The following is a 15,436-nucleotide window of genomic DNA, read 5'->3' as shown; positions in this document are numbered from 1 at the left end:
TTTTGTGCTATAGTGACTCTAGAATAAGAGTGGGGTGAGCCAAATGAAAACAAAAGCAATCCTTGCAGTTATTGCCGCGGCGCTGTTTTTAACCGCTTGCGGGAGCAAGAAGCAAGAAGGAATCACACATGCCCACAACGGAGATTTGCAGGTTATAACGGCTTCGGCATCTATCTTACCGAGCTTTCTGGAAGGACAAAGCGAAGACATTCGTCTGGTGTATGAGGCAGCCGGAAAGGCAAAGGAACTGCTGCAGTGGATCCCCTGCTACTGCGGCTGCGGGGAGAGTGCGGGTCACAAAAGCAACCTCAATTGCTTCATCCATAAAGTGAACGAGGATGGATCCGTGGTGTGGGATGATCATGGCACCCGCTGCGGCGTTTGTCTGCAAATCGCTGCAGCATCCATCAAAATGAAAGCGGAAGGCAAAAGCGAAAAGGAAATTCGCGCGCACATTGATGACGCTTATAAAGAGGGTTACGCAGCGCCGACGAACACGCCGATGCCGGCATAAGGAGGCCACAATTAAGAAGCGGCAACCTTGGACGAGAAAAGTCCTTGACTGCCGCTGTTTTTATGATTACCGTTCTCCGTTAGGCCCGTTTGTTAGCGGATTATTTTCTGATCTTACCGCTTTTTGATTTCTTTGGGACCATATAACGACTGGTATGAGCAAAAGTGAGAGCGTTCCCCCGGCAAGCGATAGGGTTGCATAACTGGATTGCGCTACAATCATCCCGGACAGCGCTCCACCCGATGCACCGGCTAAAGCTATCAACACGTCAATCGTTCCTTGAGTCTTTGCTCGAGTCTCTAAATCTGTCGAATCGACGATAAGAGCTGTCCCGCTTATTAAGCCAAAGTTCCACCCAATTCCCAACAAAGCAAGAGCGACAATGAGTACCAGCATGGAATCAGCGGGAGCAACGGCTGCGACAATTCCAGCTGCAAGTAACACAACACCAGCCGTAAATGACATGGCTGTGCGGCCGACCTTGTCAACAAGCATGCCTGTAACCAGGGATGGGAAATACATGGAGCCAATATGAATTCCTATGACTAATCCTACCTCACCTAAACCATGACCGTGATGCCTCATGTGTATTGGAGTCATGGTCATAATTGCAACCATTACGATTTGAGTTAAGATCATTACTGTAGATCCAACAATGATTCCCCTGTTTTTCATTGTACGCGTATCCGTTTGCATGTGTGAGGTCCTGCTCTGATCAGTCTGTGCCGCGACGATAGCTTTTGAAACAACGAAGGGGTCTGGGCGAAGGAAAATCAAAAATACGAAACCGGCAAGGATGTAAGCCGCGGCTGATAGTATAAAAGGGCCTGCTAGAGCTGGAACATTCAGCAATGAAGCAAATTGACCCATAACATCTACCAAGTTCGGACCTGCAACAGCACCGAATGTCGTGGACACCATTGCAATACTGACAGCTGTTGCACGCTGTGCAGGCTTCGCTAAATCGGTACCTGCATAACGTGCTTGTAAGTTGGTAGCCGTGCCGGCACCATAGACAAGCAGTGAGGCGAATAGAAGTACGATACTATCGCTCAGTGCCGCAAACACGACTCCTATTGCGCCGATCCCCCCTGCCAAAAATCCGGATGCAAGCCCCAAACGGCGTCCAAAACGTTGGGAGAGGCGTCCAACCAGCAGTGCAGCCACAGCAGAACCAAGCGTGAACAACGAGGCGGGGAGGCCTGACAAACTTTCCGTTCCCAACATATCTTGGGCAAGGAGTGCTCCGACGGTAATACCTGCAGCAAGTCCAGCACCACCAAAAACTTGTGATATGACGACGATTAGTAATGAACGCTTATACAGCTGTCTCTGCATTGCCGGGGAATCAACGTAACACCGTAAATGACTTTCTTTTATACCTGGGGGTTCATGCGTCATCGCTTAGAACCACCTTTCTTGTTGTTTCATACAGAATCATGGGAATGCTCAACATACTGCTTCCATTCGTGCACGCCTTCTTCTAAGCGAGAGGCCTTTATACCTTTGCTTTTCAAGATTTCTACCGCTTGAGCAGACATCAGACAATAAGGGCCGCGGCAGTAAGCTACAATTTCTCATAGTGTGTAAAGAAAGGAGAAGCAGGAGAGAGTGTCGGACAACTGAACAGGAAGAATCCTGTTCTTGTCCGAAGCGCATTCCTCCCCCACTTATAGAAATAGGGGTCTTCTGCGCTAAAATGATGAAATAAAAAAGGATAGAACGCCGGGAAATGTTCCGGCGGCTCTACCTATTTGTCGAGCACTTGTATCTAAGTTTTTTTATCCAAATTCTTCACGGTCCGAGCGCTGAGAAACGCTTTATCCGAACGCACCGGTTTATTTGTATGTGCGTTCGATCTCCTCCGGCGTCGGCAGCCCCTGCTGGGCGCCGAATTTCGTCACCGACAGCGACGCCGCCCGGACGGCGTAATCGACCGCTTCGGGGATGGCGCTTCCGGCCGCGAGCTTGCAGCAGAACGCCGCATTGAGCGTATCGCCCGCTCCCGTCGTATCGACAACCTCGACCTTCAGCGACGGAACGGTCGCAAGCCGTCCTTCCTCGTTCAAGAAGGAACAGCCGTCCTTGCCGCGCGTTACGATGACGCGCGTGCCGTACTTCTCCTGCCAGCTTTGCATCGCGGCTTCAAGTTCCGCTTCGGTTTCGGCCTCGGTCCCGGCAAGCAGCGCGAATTCCGTCTCGTTGGGCGTCAAATAATCGACCTTCGCCAGCAATTCGGCAGGCAGCGGGCGCGCAGGGGCCGGATTCAGCACCGTGACGACGCCGGCCTCGCGCGCCAGCGTCAGGGCGCGCTCGACCGCCGGCAGCGGGATTTCCAGCTGGGTGAGCATGACGTCCGCTTCCTCGATCAGCTTGCGGTTCTTCTCCACCCATTCCGCCGTGCAGCGGTCGTTAGCTCCCGGCACGATTACGATGCAGTTGTCTTCGCGTGTATGATAAATCGACGCAATGCCGGTGCCGGTGTCATCATGCACGGCAATCGCTTCCGTCTGGACCCCCTGCTTTTTCATATTGTCCAACAGCTGCTTCCCGAACAAATCGCTTCCGACCGCGCCGATCATCACCGTGTCCGTTCCAAGACGCGCGCAGCCTGCCGCCTGGTTCGCGCCTTTGCCGCCCGGCACGGTATGCATTTCCCGGCCTTGAACCGTCTCTCCGACTTCGGGCATTCTATCCATTGAAATAACCAAATCCATGTTCAAACTTCCGACAACCGCAATACGGGGAGACTTCATCGTCCTTCCGCCTTTCTTCATCCAAAGTGATTTTAATCTAACGTCCGGCCGCGCTGACGCTGCCTTCTCCCGCTTGGCCTTCCCGATCCTCTTTCTTGCGTCCGCCGATCACCCGCACCGTCTTGCCGGCTTCCTGCAGACGCGCAACGATTTTGTCCACCGTGATCTGCGCCGTATGATCCCAAATGTGCGAATGCGACAAGTCGATGCAGACATGGGGCGCGGAATCGCGGAAATCGATCCGTTCATACAGGTTGGACGACGAAACGAAAAACAGCGGGCCGTGAACGATGTAACGCAGTTCCTGAGCGCGGTGCTCCGTCAGCACCTGCAGCTTCGAAGCTTTGTAGGCGAACAGTAGCGCACTCAATACGACGCCGAGGAGCACCCCGACCGCCAAATCGTGCGTATAGACGACGACCGCAACGGTAACGATCATGACGAACGCTTCGCTTCTCGGAACCCGGTGCAGGCGCCCGACATATTTCCAGTCGAAAATTTCCACGCACACCATCAGCATGACGCCGACCAGGGCGGCGATCGGGATCAGGTTCAGCAGCGGTCCGAAAACAACGACGAGCAGCAGCAGCGACACGGCCGCCACGAGCGTGGAAAGCCGCGTTCGGCCGCCGAGCTTGATGTTGATGGCCGATTCGGCAATCAGCGCGCAGCCCGCCATCCCCCCGAAAAATCCGGTCGCAAAATTGGCGATGCCCTGGCCTCTCATTTCTTTGTTTTTGTCGGTGGGGACGCCCGTCATGTCGTCCACAATATCCTGGGTCAGCAGCGTCTCCGTAAACCCGACCACCGCGAGCGACAGCGAGTACGGCAAAATAATGAGCAGCGTCGACCAGTCGAGCGGGACGTCAGGCCACAAAAACGAAGGCAGCGAAGGCGTAATATCCGCGATATCCCCAACCGATTTCGTCTGCAGACCGAGCGCGAACACGACGGCCGTCATCAGCGCGACCGCAGCAAGCGGGGACGGAACCGCCTTCGTGAAACGGGGCAGCACGTAAATGACGACGAGCGTAGCCGCAACGACCGCATACATCGGCCACGATTCTCCGCTGAAGTTTTTTAATTGGGCCATAAAGATGAGAATCGCCAGCGCGTTAATAAACCCGGTAATGACCGCATGGGGAACGAAGCTCATCCACCTTCCGAGGCGGAACACGCCCATCAAATACTGCAAAATTCCGGTCAATACCGTTGCCGCGAACAGGTACTCGATACCGTGCTCGGCCACAAGATGGGTCATCAACACCGCCATCGAGCCGGCTGCGGCCGAGATCATCCCCGGTCTGCCGCCCAGAAACGTAATGACGAGCAGAATGCAGACCGAAGCGTAGATGCCGACCATCGGGCTGACGCCCGCGATAAACGAAAACGCCAGCGAGTCCGGTATAAGCGCAAGCGTAGCCGTAATTCCCGCCAGCACGTCGCCGCGCACATTGCCAAGCCATTGGTCTTTCAAAGAGATTTGTTTCTGCATGCCGCTTTTGCCGCTCCTTCCGCAAACGAAGGAACGGCGACAGCTCACCTCTCTTTCTTGCTGGTTCATGGAGCCGCCGGCGCATCCTCCGACTGTTCGAATTTAAAGTCCGTTCGATCTATTCACTTGCCGGATCCGCAAGCTTATCCTCCAAATTGGCCGGTTGCATGAAAAGCATTGACCAGCGCAGCCCGCAACAACTGCTGATTATTATATCATAAAGCGCCCGGCCGTCACTTCGAAAAACCGGGATTCGTTAATCATGCGATTTCGCCTGGCTGACGCCTGGTTGTTGTCATGCTGATCACCACCATTGCACCGCCGTTCGTACGCTGCAATCGCTCCGCACATCGAGAGAATTTTTGAAAGCATGCGTTTGTACATCTTTTTTCTTTTTATTTTTCGACTACGTTAAAATTCCTGCGAATGTACATTTATTTCCGCCCCCATCTCTCGTTTAGGCGATAATAGCTGGGAATTCCTGCACCATTGCAGGTTTTCCCTCCAGACATGCGATTTCGGCCGATAATACCTGCACCGTTGCAGGTATTCCCTCCAGAATTGCGATTCCGGTCGACAATCCATAAGCCGTTGCAGGTTTTGCGAGGAAGGACCTCCTACTCCGCGCTGCAAGCGGTGAAGTGCACGGACGAGCTCAATCATCTCAACACTTGGGACAGCCTCATCGAATGAACGACGAAAAAGAATACGATACGGATGGGCGTACTGAAAAAGAACAGCCGAATCGCTTGCCGCGAAGGCTGTTCTTCCACTGACGTCTATTTGTACGACCACTCATAAGCCGGCTTCGGGCGAACAAGCCGTGCAATCCGGTAAACGACCCATACGACGGCGGTCACAGCCATCATGTCGAAGGCCACGTTGAACAGGAACAGGTGCTTTTCCAAATCGGCGAGACCGTCTCCGAGAATCGGCACAATAAACGAGAAGAAACCGACGAAGCCGACGAGCATCAACAGCTCGATGCGAATGCGCACGGAAGTGCTGATGCTGCGCGCATACTCGATCAGCGCCACAGCATAGTAGAGCGCATAGAACAGAATGATAAAGAGCAGCGAATGAGGCATATATTGCCGCTTCAGCTCGCTCCAGCCGCTGTAGGCATACGCGATCGCACCGTACGGCTTGCCCACCTCTTTCTCGTAGTTTCCGAGGTAGTAGGGCCGGATCGTCATCGAGCTGCCGGCCGCTTTATCCATCTTTTGCAGCAGCCTTTGCGGATGCGTCAAGTAATACAGCAGCACATCCTTGTGCGAAATGCGGTCGTAAAACATTGCCTTCATCTCCGGCGCGTCCTGCTTAATGACCGTATCCGTCTGAAAAAAATTCGTCCCCGCATTCACCGCCAGCTCCGGCGGCAGGCCGAGCGCCTTCAGATCGCCCTCGATGTCGGGCGAACCGTTCAAAATGCCGTAGAACACGGTCTGATAAATGTTAATATGCTTTAGCTGCTTCGGCGCAAACACGTACATCGCCGCAGACAGCACAAACAGTCCGGCGCAGCAGATCAGCACCAGCTTGCGCCAGCTCCAATCGTACCGCAGCCGCACGAACCGCAGCCCGTACAGTGCGAACACGATGCCGATCGGCGTGTTCTGGATTTTGGAGCAGGCCAGCATCAGCACGCATACAAAAAACGCAGCGAGCAGCTTCGGGGAAGGACGCTCCTGTCCCGCCAGCATCATCCCGGTTCCGGCCGTAAGCAGCAGAAACAGGAACGAAACCGGCTCGCCGTAGAACGAATTGAAGTAGGCGGCATATCCGATGTCGAAAAAAACGAACAGTACGGCAGCCGCGAGCACGATGCCCGCCGCCCGCGACGACGTTTTGCCGGTACGCACGATCAAATAGGCGGCCGACGCCATCAGGATCATATAAATAAGCGCCAGCACCCGGATGTCGAACAGATGACGGTCCCAGATCCAGCCGATGTACCGGGCGATAATGACGGGAATAATCTGGGTCGAGATATACGCCCCGCGAAACGTTTCGTACGCATAATGCATATGCGCATAGCCGAAAAACCGGTCGCGGTAATCCGTTCCGTCAGGATCGTAGTTCAGTCCGCTCGTCGCGATCACCCGCAAAAAGTCGCCGTTGTCCGCCACCCCGATAAACGGATGACCGAACAGCAAATAAATGAGGATGCCCGCTCCGCATACTGCTGCTACCCATTCAAGCTTGAACCAATATCTCATTGCACGCTCCTTATCCGGTATATTTGAGGCTTGTAGAGCCGAGATGGAAACCGGCCGCCTTAAGCCCGGCCCCCGCGCCATCGCATCTCGCTCGCAGAACTGCGCGAGGTGCGACACCAGAACCTTCTACGCCGCCAGCGGCACAGCTTTGGCCCGCGCTATACGCTGGCGGGTTCATTGCTTGGCGACACCGCGTTGGCAGGTTCGTTTCTTGACGGCGCCGGCTTGGCTGGCTCGTTTTCTGACGTTCCTGAGCTTTCAGGCTCGTTTCTGGCCGGTTCCGCGTTGTCAGGCTCGTTTCTTAACGATCCCTCGTTAGCAGATTCCGTTCGAGCCGCTGGTGCCGCGCCCATCTCCCGCACCCCGGGGGAAAGCTCGTCCTCTACGATATATAACGGCCGGCGCTTCACTTCCTTATATATTTTTCCGATATATTCGCCGATCAAACCGACCGATAGCAGCTGTACGCCCCCAATGAACCAGATCGACAGAATGAGCGACGTCCAGCCGGTAACCGCATTGCCAATCAGTTTCGACAAAAGCGCATACAGCCCCATGATGGCGCTGACGCCGAAGATGGCAAACCCGGCCGCCGTGACGAGCCGGATCGGCTTGACCGAAAGCGACGTGATGCCCTCAAGCGCGAACGCTATCATTTTGCCGAGCGGATATTTCGATTCTCCGGCCGCGCGCTCCAGCCGCTCGTAGTAAACGTTAGTAGAGCGAAAGCCGAGCATCGGAACAAGGCCGCGCAGAAACAGATTCACTTCGGTGAACCGCTCCAGCTCATCGAGCGCGCGGCGGCTCATCAGCCGGTAGTCGGCGTGATTGCCCACGATGCGCAGTCCAAGCCAATCCATCAGCCGGTAAAACGCCAGCGCGGTGCTGCGCTTGAACGCGGTATCCGTGCTGCGGCTGCTGCGCACGCCGTACACGATTTCGTACCCTTCGCGGTACCGCAGCACAAAATCGTGAATCGCGCGCACGTCGTCCTGCAGATCGGCATCGATCGACACGACGCAGTCGGCATGCTTTTTCGCATTCTTCAAGCCGGCCAGCAGCGCATTCTGGTGGCCGACGTTAGCGGCCAGGTTCAAGCCCGACATGTGTTTGTCCTGCTCCGTCAGCCCGGTAATCAGCTCCCAGGTCCGGTCCTTGCTGCCGTCGTTGACAAACAGCACAAAGCTGCGCTTGTCGACGAGCTCTTCCCGCATCAGCTGATCAAGGACGCGTCTTAGTTCGCCTGCCGTCTGCTCAATAACTTCTTCCTCGTTGTAGCATGGAACGACGATACCAAGCACCGGCTGTTCCTTTGTTTTTCCCACTCGAATCGAACCTCTTTTCGTATAACTGCGCCTTGCATTCCGCCATTAGTTCCTATAGGCACAAATTATACCGCATTTTCCCAAGGCATACCAAACGCGCGGGGTGTTTTCGTATGAAAAAGCCAAACAGCCCGGAACATATCGGATGTCGATATTTCCCAGGCTATAATTTTCTTAACGATACCGAACGGATCTGCTGCGGATAAACGTGCGGATGAACGGGATGACCCTCTCCCGCTTCCGCTTCGCACCTCGCGCAGTTCCGGTTTGCGGCTGCTACCGCAGCCGTTTGACGATGCTGCGGCTTTTTTCCAAATACGCGACCGACTTGTCGTACTCGCGGCTGGCTACGCATAGATACAAAATATCGATCACATTGAGCTGCGTAATGCGGGATGAGGTGGCGCCGCTGCGGATCTCGTTTTCCGTCGATGAAATAAAGAGCGGAATGTCCGCCAGCTGGCTGAGCGACGTGTTGCCGTAACGGGTAATCGTGATCGTCGTTGCCCCGAGCTCCCGCGCTTTGCGCACGCATTCCAGCGTCGTGACGCTCTCGCCCGAATAAGAGATGCCGACGACGACATCGTCCTTCGACAGCATGACCGACGACACGAGCTGCATATGCGGATCGTCGAACGAGAAGCTTGTCTTATTGATGCGCATAAATTTATGCTGTGCGTCGACCGCGATCAGGTTGGAAGCCCCGATGCCGTAAAAGTAAATGCGGCTTGCGCGCAGCAGCGCTTCAACCGCTTTTGTAATATGGTCGGGATTTAATATTTTCAGCGTGTCGCGAATCGATTGAATATTGTTGTTGGAAACATTTTCAATAATCCGCTCGATCGAATCGGTCGGATTGATTTCCTGGTAGCCTCCGCCCTCGCCCTGCTGCTGCAGATCGCCGGCAACCTTAAGCTTCAGCTCCTGATACCCTTTGAACCCCGCCGACTTGCAAAGACGGATAACGGCGGCCTGGCTGCCCCCGCTGTGCCAGGAAAGCTCGGCCACCGACATGGTCACCAGATCTTGCGGGTTAGCGAGAATATAATCCGCAACCTTCCGCTCGGAAGGCGTTATGTCGTTCATGATCTCCCTTAATCTCACTAGTCCACCGTTCATGGCGACGCTCCTTTTGTCTGATGCTGAAGTTATTTTACCGCACCGGAAGTAATGCCGTCCATAAATTGACGGGAAGCGAAGAAGAATATTATTAAGATCGGCAGAGACGACATCGTAAGTCCGGCGAACAGCACGCTCCAATCCGTCGTAAATTCGCTGAACAGCTTCAGCATGCCGACGGGAATCGTTTTTTTCGCTTCGTCGCGAATGAAGATCATCGGGAAGAAAAAGTCGTTCCATACCGCGATAAAATTAATGATCGTGACCGTGCCGATGGCCGGCTTCATGAGCGGAGCGAGCACCCGCAGCAGCATTCCCATATCGCCGGCTCCGTCGATGCGCGCCGCTTCCTCCAGCTCTTTCGGGAGCGTCCGGAAAAATCCGGTCAAAATAAGCAGCGTCATCGGAATGCCCGCACCGATCTGGATCAAAATAATCGACCATAACGTGTTCATCAGATTCAGCTGCTTGATCAGCATAAACAGGGGGACGAGCCCGAGCTTAAGCGGCAGCATCATGCCGATCAGAAAATAAAAGAACAGCGGGCCGTTCCACTTAAACGGGAAACGGGCGATATAATAGGACGCCATGATGCTGAACAGCAGCAGCAGCACAAGCGTAACGGCGCTCACGACGACGCTGTTCTTAATATAGGAAGCGTAATTGAGCTGCACGAACAGTGTCTCAAAGGAGGCGATGCTCCATTTGGTCGGCAGCGACAGCGGCTTCGTCAAAATTTCCACGTTCGGCCTGAACGAGGAAACGACCATCAGCAGCATCGGAAAGAGCGCAATGACGGCATATCCGACGGCAAAAACATACAGCACGCTCCGTTTGAGTGCAACGAATTTCATTCTTGCGGCTCCTCCCTTCTATTCCGCTTGCTTGCGGTTGACGTAGGTCATGAATACGGCCGATATCGCGGCGATAATGGCAAACATGACAACCGCGACCGCCGAGCCGATACCCAGACTTCCCGATTCCCCCGAGCCTCCGCCAAACGCGGTACGGTAGAAAAACACCGCCAGCAAGTCGGTCGAAAAGTAAGGTTCGCCCTGCGAGCCCTGCATCGCAAATACGAGCTCGAACGCTTCGAACGCCTGAATAAACGTCATGACGATGACGATAACGAGCGGCTGGAACATCATCGGCAAAATAACGGAGACGAGCAGCCGGAGACCCTTCGCCCCGTCCAGCTTGGCCGCCTCCAGCACCTCGGACGAGATCGCCTGCAGCCCGGCAAGCAGAATGAGCATAAAGAAGCCGATCGCAAACCAGCAGTTCACGAGCACAACGGCCGGCAGCGCCGTATTCGGATCTCCGAGCCAGGCGTGCGCCCATGAGGAGAGCCCGACTTTTTTCAGAAAAATGTTCAGCACGCCCATATTCGGGTTCAAAATGAGCTTCCACATGAAGCCGACGATAATGATCGACAGCAGCCGCGGCAGGAAATAGGCGATCTTGAAAAATTGGGCGCCCTTCACCTTGCGGAAAATGATATACGCCAGCACGAACGCGATCACATTTTGCACGATCATCTCGGTGATGAAATAAAAGACGTTGTGCTGTAGCGCGTTCCAGAACGTATGGTTGAACGGCTCCTGCGTAAACAGCCTGCGGAAGTTGGCGAAGTTGTTGAACTTGCCCATAACGAGGCCGTTCCAGTCAAACAGGCTGTACGTAAACGCCGCAAAAATCGGGTAAACGACAAACAGTGTATAAACCGCGACGGCGGGAACCGGAAACAGGTGAATGAACTGGCTGCGCAGCGGCTTTTTGCGCCGCTTCAGCCGTGCGTGCTGCGCTTGTTCCAAACCGACCACCTCTTCTTATCGGGATGTTGTGAGCAGCCTTATCGCCGTAGCCCGCACCAATCAAGGTTGAGGCGCCTGCGTGCAGAGGCTAGAGGCTGCGTTTCGTTAGGAAAAAGAAGAGGCTGCCGCCTCCCGCCTTCGCGCCGAATGCTTGTGATCAGCCCGGTTGGAAGAAGCGGCAGCCGCTTAAAGCGTGGCTTGTCCGCGGCCTGAAGTTTAGCTGCCCGATGGTTTAAACCACGTATCGGCGCTTTTTTGCTCCTCTGCCACAACCTGCTCGGGAGTCAGCTTGCCGAGGAACATGCCCTGCAGCGAATTTTCGAGCGTTGTCTTGGTCGTCGGATCACCCTGGCTCAAGTTGGTGACGGCGAAGTAAGGCGTCGCGCTGCTTACGGAAAGATCGGAGATTTCTTTGATGAGAGCGTCATCCGTAGAAAGTCCTTGGATCGGCGAAGGCACCTTGGCATTGTTCAAAATAATCGTGCCGTATTCCTTGCTCGTCATGAACTCCAGCACTTTTTTCGCCGCATCTTTGTTTTTGGCGTTTTTGTTCAGGGCGAAGGAGCCGTCGACCCATGTGCTGACGGTCGGCTTGCCGCCTGCGGTAGCCGGCGGAACCGGGAACACCCCGATATCAATGGCCGGATTCAGCGCCTGAATGGCCGCGATATCAAAGTTGCCGTCGATAATCATGGCCGTTTGTCCGGTCGCGAACATCGTGCGGATATCATCCATGCCGAGTCCCTCGAAGTTGTCGGGGAAATACGGCGTCAAGCTTTTGAACGCCTCGATCGATTTCAAATATTCGGGGCTGTCGAGCTTTTTCTCCCCTTTCAAAAACTGGCTCGGAAAGTCCGTGCCGTAGAACGCCGGCGCAATCGCCCCGTGCATCAGCGACAGCACCCAGCCTTCCTTGGAGCCGAAAGCAAGCGGCGTAACGTTCTTTTTCTTCAGCGCTTCCGCATCGGAGATCAGCTCGTCCCACGTTTTCGGAACCTGAATGCTGTTTTGGGCAAAAATCTCTTTATTGTACAAAAATTGCGTTGAACTGAGCATAATCGGAACGCCGTACTGCTTGCCATCCGTGCCTTGGGCCGCCTTCAGCTGATCAGGCGTGAACTGGTCCAGGCCCTTCATGCCGTCAATCGGCTCGAGATAGCCGGCGTCGGCAACTTTCCGGCCGCCCCCGTAAGGACGAAGATGAATGATGTCGGCGGCGGTGTTCGTCTGCAGCGCCGTACTGAGCGCCGTATTGTACTCGGTCGCCTTGACCGCCTGGAAATCGAGCTCGATGTCCGGGTACACCTTGTTCAGCTCCTGCTGAATGACTTTGTACATATCCGTTTCGGTCTGCTGCGCCCGCCAGGAGGTGATCGTCACTTTGACCTTCTCGGTACCCGAACCCGAGCCTGTGCCCGATCCGGACGTCGATTCGGTATTAGAACCTCCGCTGCTGCATCCCGCCGCAAGCAGAACGAAAGAAAGAGCCGCAAACGCACTTGTCTTTTTCATATTCATCTTCAAAGACCTCCTAATAATATGAGATTAATTCCGAAGCAATTGCCGCGCTTCCTCCGTCATCAGCGCTTCCGTGACGGCATCGTGCAAATCGCGGCGCAGCTTGCCGATATTGCGGTCGCGTCCGTAATGGACGCGGCCCGTGAGCAGCACAACAGCCAGCTCGCGTCCGGGATCGATCATCAAACTCGTCCCCGTAAAACCGGTATGGCCGAACGACCGCGGAGTCGATAACGTTCCCGTTATATCCGCACGGTCGCCTTTCAGCACCCAGCCGAGCCCGCGGTTTACCTCTGGAAGCGGCGGCGTCTGGGTCTGAAGAGCCTCATCTATCATCCGCCCGGGCAGCAGCTGCACCGGGCGTCCGGCCGGCAGCGCCTCTGCCTGATCAGGCAGGTGTTCTTGGAGTCCTGCCGGCAGCGTCTCCGGCGGATCGGGCATGCGCCCTTGGAGTCCGGCCGGCAACGTCTCCGGCGGATCGGGCATGCGCCCTTGGAGTCCGGCCGGCAACGTCTCCGGCGGATCGGGCATGCGCCCTTGGCGTTCGGTCCCGTCCAGCCACAGCGCGGCGTAACGCAGCAAATCCGACGCCGTCGAGAACAATCCTGCATGGCCCGAGACGCCGCCCATCGCCCGTGCGTTCTCGTCGTGCACGATGCCGCGCCACCAGCCGCCTATTTCGGCGGAATACTCGGTGGCGGCGATGCGCTCGCGCAGCGCTTCCGGCGGAGAGTACCCGCTTTCACCCATTCCGAGCGGCTCAAATAACAGCTGCCGGGCCGCGGCGTCCAGCGGCATTCCGGTGATCTTGGCTGCCAGCTCGCCCAGCAATATGTAACCCATATCGCTGTAAATGCAGCCCGCTCCGGGCTTATACACAAGCGGCTGGCTTGCCAGATGAGAGACGATCCCCCGGATCGTCCACGGCTTCGTATGAAAATCGGCACTCGCCTGAAATCCCGAAGTGTGGGCAAGCAGCTGCCGGATCGTCATCTCCCGCTTATCCGCCGTATCGAATTCCGGGAAATAAACGGCGACCGGGTCGTCCAGGCCGAGCTTCCCTTCGCCTGCAAGCATCAGGATGAGCGGCAGCGTCACCGCCACTTTGGTCAAAGATGCGCAGTCATAGATCGTGTCCAGCTGCACGGGAACTGTCAGGTCCGGCGTATCGACCGCCAGCCCTGCCGCATAGCGGAGCCGGCTTCCGCGCCACAGCACCGCCGCCGAAGCCCCGGGGATCAGCCCGCCCGCTACCGCTTCGCGAATCGGCTCCCACATCCGGTACAAGACGGTGCCGGCTGCGGCAACTTCCTGCCCCGTCGCCTCCGGCCGATCGCGGACAGGCAGTTCGATTCTCTCATGCATGATGGGACGCTTCCTTCCCATCGCTCCCGGCATGACGAGACGTTTCGTCCCCGTACAGCAGGTAAGGCCCCCGGATTTGCTTCCAGCTCTCGGCGTCTTCCCGCCAGGACTGCAGGATGCGGTCCACGGCTCCCGGTTCCGCGAGCGTCCTGCGGACGGTATCGCTGCCGGTCAAAATATCGATGAACGGAAGGCCGTCTTCATTTGCACCCCGCCATTTAAACTCCGACGGATGCAAATCGATCATCGCGTGCAGCAGCCGAAGCCCGGTTTCCGCGCTGCGGAAGGCCGATTTGTCCGTCACGTAAATCATCAGGCCGCGGCACAGCTCCCCGGCATATTTGCTAAACGTGGGCGTATAGGTGACGGAGTGGAACCGGACGCCGGGAAGATCCATTTCACTCATGACGCGGCATACTTTGGCGTTGTCCATCCAAGGCGCGCCGACTGTCTCGAACGGACGCGTCGTCCCTCGCCCTTCCGAAATGTTCGTCCCTTCCAGCAAACACGTTCCGGTATAAACGCGGACAGTGTCGATCGTCGGAATATTCGGCGACGGCATCATCCAGGGCAGACCCGTATCGCCGTATTCCATGGAACGGTCCCATCCTTGAAGCGCCACGACCTGCAGCTTGCAAGGAACGTCCATTTCCGCGCTCACCAGCCTCGCAAATTCGCCGATCGTCATTCCCGTAGCCGCCGGCATCCGCCACGCGCCGACCATCGAGTGAAACCCTTCCTGCAAAAAGCCGCCTTCGATCCGGTACCCGCCAAGCGGGTTCGGACGGTCCAGAACAATCACTTCCACCCCGGCCGCGGCGCATGCTTCCATCACATAAACCAAAGTGGTCAAATAAGTGTAAAATCGTACGCCAAGATCTTGGATGTCCACCACTAAGGCATCGATGCCGCGCAGCATATAAGGCGCCGGCTTATAACGGCTGCCGTACAGACTGTATACCGGCAGCCCCGTTACCGGGTCGTCCTCGTCCTCGAACCTGACGCCGGCCTGACGTTCATTGCGAAGCCCATGCTCGCAAGCGAAAAAGGCTGCCAGCTGCGCCCCTTCCACTTGGCGGCACAGCTCGATGGTGGACCTGAGCTCCGCATTGATCCCGGTCGGATTCGTCAATAGGGCAAAACGTTTGCCCTGAAGCAGTTCCCGGCCAACCGACAGCAGCCGGTCCGCTCCGGTCATCGCGCCGCTTGCCAATCCCCTCACCCCGCTACGATTCATTTCTATTGCGTAATCGTAATATAGAAGAAAGTAATTCACCGTGAAACTTTTAATTGCTGATAATGGCAGTGACA

Annotated in this window: 12 protein-coding genes and 1 pseudogene; 1 reads left to right on the top strand and 12 read right to left on the bottom strand. The window is 55.9% G+C overall.

The window, feature by feature from the left end:
• Positions 1-43 precede the first annotated feature (43 nt).
• Positions 44-514, top strand: coding sequence for a PCYCGC motif-containing (lipo)protein (locus VN24_RS14040; RefSeq protein WP_045670912.1), 471 nt, complete (start codon positions 44-46; stop codon positions 512-514).
• Between the two features lie 66 nt (positions 515-580).
• Here the strand turns inward: VN24_RS14040 and VN24_RS14035 are convergent, their stop codons facing one another.
• The 12 genes and pseudogenes from VN24_RS14035 to VN24_RS13985 form a co-directional block, all read right to left on the bottom strand.
• Positions 581-1,915 (bottom strand): MFS transporter, encoded by a 1,335-nt coding sequence (locus VN24_RS14035; protein ID WP_045670911.1) that lies wholly within the window; start codon positions 1,913-1,915, stop codon positions 581-583.
• Between the two features lie 26 nt (positions 1,916-1,941).
• Positions 1,942-2,091 (bottom strand): annotated as a pseudogene (locus tag VN24_RS28190) (ArsR family transcriptional regulator); the annotation flags it as partial.
• Between the two features lie 261 nt (positions 2,092-2,352).
• Complete coding sequence (rbsK, locus tag VN24_RS14030; RefSeq protein WP_082083766.1) at positions 2,353-3,270, bottom strand: ribokinase; 918 nt, start codon at positions 3,268-3,270, stop codon at positions 2,353-2,355.
• Positions 3,271-3,307: 37 nt separating this feature from the next.
• Positions 3,308-4,765, bottom strand: a complete 1,458-nt coding sequence (locus tag VN24_RS14025) for a SulP family inorganic anion transporter (RefSeq protein ID WP_045673291.1) — start codon at positions 4,763-4,765, stop codon at positions 3,308-3,310.
• Between the two features lie 779 nt (positions 4,766-5,544).
• Positions 5,545-6,984 carry a glycan biosynthesis hexose transferase WsfD gene (gene wsfD / locus VN24_RS14020; protein ID WP_045670910.1) on the bottom strand — a complete coding sequence of 480 codons (1,440 nt, stop codon included), beginning with the start codon at positions 6,982-6,984 and terminating at the stop codon, positions 5,545-5,547.
• A 158-nt stretch (positions 6,985-7,142) separates the two neighbouring features.
• The gene (locus VN24_RS14015; protein WP_082083765.1) at positions 7,143-8,309 is read right to left on the bottom strand and encodes a glycosyltransferase family 2 protein; all 1,167 of its coding nucleotides are present in this window, start codon (positions 8,307-8,309) and stop codon (positions 7,143-7,145) included.
• 276 nt (positions 8,310-8,585) lie between these two features.
• Entirely contained in the window at positions 8,586-9,428 is an 843-nt protein-coding gene (locus tag VN24_RS14010) for a MurR/RpiR family transcriptional regulator (protein WP_045670909.1), read from the bottom strand.
• Positions 9,429-9,457: 29 nt separating this feature from the next.
• Positions 9,458-10,282, bottom strand: coding sequence for a carbohydrate ABC transporter permease (locus VN24_RS14005; RefSeq protein WP_045670908.1), 825 nt, complete (start codon positions 10,280-10,282; stop codon positions 9,458-9,460).
• An 18-nt stretch (positions 10,283-10,300) separates the two neighbouring features.
• Positions 10,301-11,242, bottom strand: a complete 942-nt coding sequence (locus VN24_RS14000; protein ID WP_045670907.1) for a carbohydrate ABC transporter permease — start codon at positions 11,240-11,242, stop codon at positions 10,301-10,303.
• Between the two features lie 216 nt (positions 11,243-11,458).
• Positions 11,459-12,760 (bottom strand): ABC transporter substrate-binding protein, encoded by a 1,302-nt coding sequence (locus VN24_RS13995; RefSeq protein ID WP_052702951.1) that lies wholly within the window; start codon positions 12,758-12,760, stop codon positions 11,459-11,461.
• Positions 12,761-12,787: 27 nt separating this feature from the next.
• Positions 12,788-14,125: a serine hydrolase domain-containing protein gene (locus VN24_RS13990; RefSeq protein WP_052702950.1), complete on the bottom strand. Its 1,338-nt coding sequence runs from the start codon at positions 14,123-14,125 to the stop codon at positions 12,788-12,790.
• Complete coding sequence (locus VN24_RS13985) at positions 14,118-15,362, bottom strand: exo-beta-N-acetylmuramidase NamZ family protein (RefSeq protein WP_238590686.1); 1,245 nt, start codon at positions 15,360-15,362, stop codon at positions 14,118-14,120. The genes VN24_RS13990 and VN24_RS13985 overlap by 8 nt, the downstream gene beginning before the upstream one ends.
• Positions 15,363-15,436: the final 74 nt, after the last annotated feature.

Source organism: Paenibacillus beijingensis (assembly GCF_000961095.1).
GTDB lineage: Bacteria > Bacillota > Bacilli > Paenibacillales > Paenibacillaceae > Paenibacillus_O > Paenibacillus_O beijingensis.
This window is presented reverse-complemented; position numbering and strand designations above follow the sequence as displayed.

What these genes read in the sequence shown, in the direction of transcription:
- VN24_RS14040 (WP_045670912.1), top strand. Translation starts at nt 44, where the DNA reads ATGAAAACAAAAGCAATCCTTGCAGTTATTGCCGCGGCGCTGTTTTTA.
- VN24_RS14035 (WP_045670911.1), bottom strand. Translation starts at nt 1,915, where the DNA reads ATGACGCATGAACCCCCAGGTATAAAAGAAAGTCATTTACGGTGTTAC.
- rbsK (WP_082083766.1), bottom strand. Translation starts at nt 3,270, where the DNA reads ATGAAGTCTCCCCGTATTGCGGTTGTCGGAAGTTTGAACATGGATTTG.
- VN24_RS14025 (WP_045673291.1), bottom strand. Translation starts at nt 4,765, where the DNA reads ATGCAGAAACAAATCTCTTTGAAAGACCAATGGCTTGGCAATGTGCGC.
- wsfD (WP_045670910.1), bottom strand. Translation starts at nt 6,984, where the DNA reads ATGAGATATTGGTTCAAGCTTGAATGGGTAGCAGCAGTATGCGGAGCG.
- VN24_RS14010 (WP_045670909.1), bottom strand. Translation starts at nt 9,428, where the DNA reads ATGAACGGTGGACTAGTGAGATTAAGGGAGATCATGAACGACATAACG.
- VN24_RS14005 (WP_045670908.1), bottom strand. Translation starts at nt 10,282, where the DNA reads ATGAAATTCGTTGCACTCAAACGGAGCGTGCTGTATGTTTTTGCCGTC.
- VN24_RS13995 (WP_052702951.1), bottom strand. Translation starts at nt 12,760, where the DNA reads ATGAATATGAAAAAGACAAGTGCGTTTGCGGCTCTTTCTTTCGTTCTG.
- VN24_RS13990 (WP_052702950.1), bottom strand. Translation starts at nt 14,125, where the DNA reads ATGCATGAGAGAATCGAACTGCCTGTCCGCGATCGGCCGGAGGCGACG.
- VN24_RS13985 (WP_238590686.1), bottom strand. Translation starts at nt 15,362, where the DNA reads ATGAATCGTAGCGGGGTGAGGGGATTGGCAAGCGGCGCGATGACCGGA.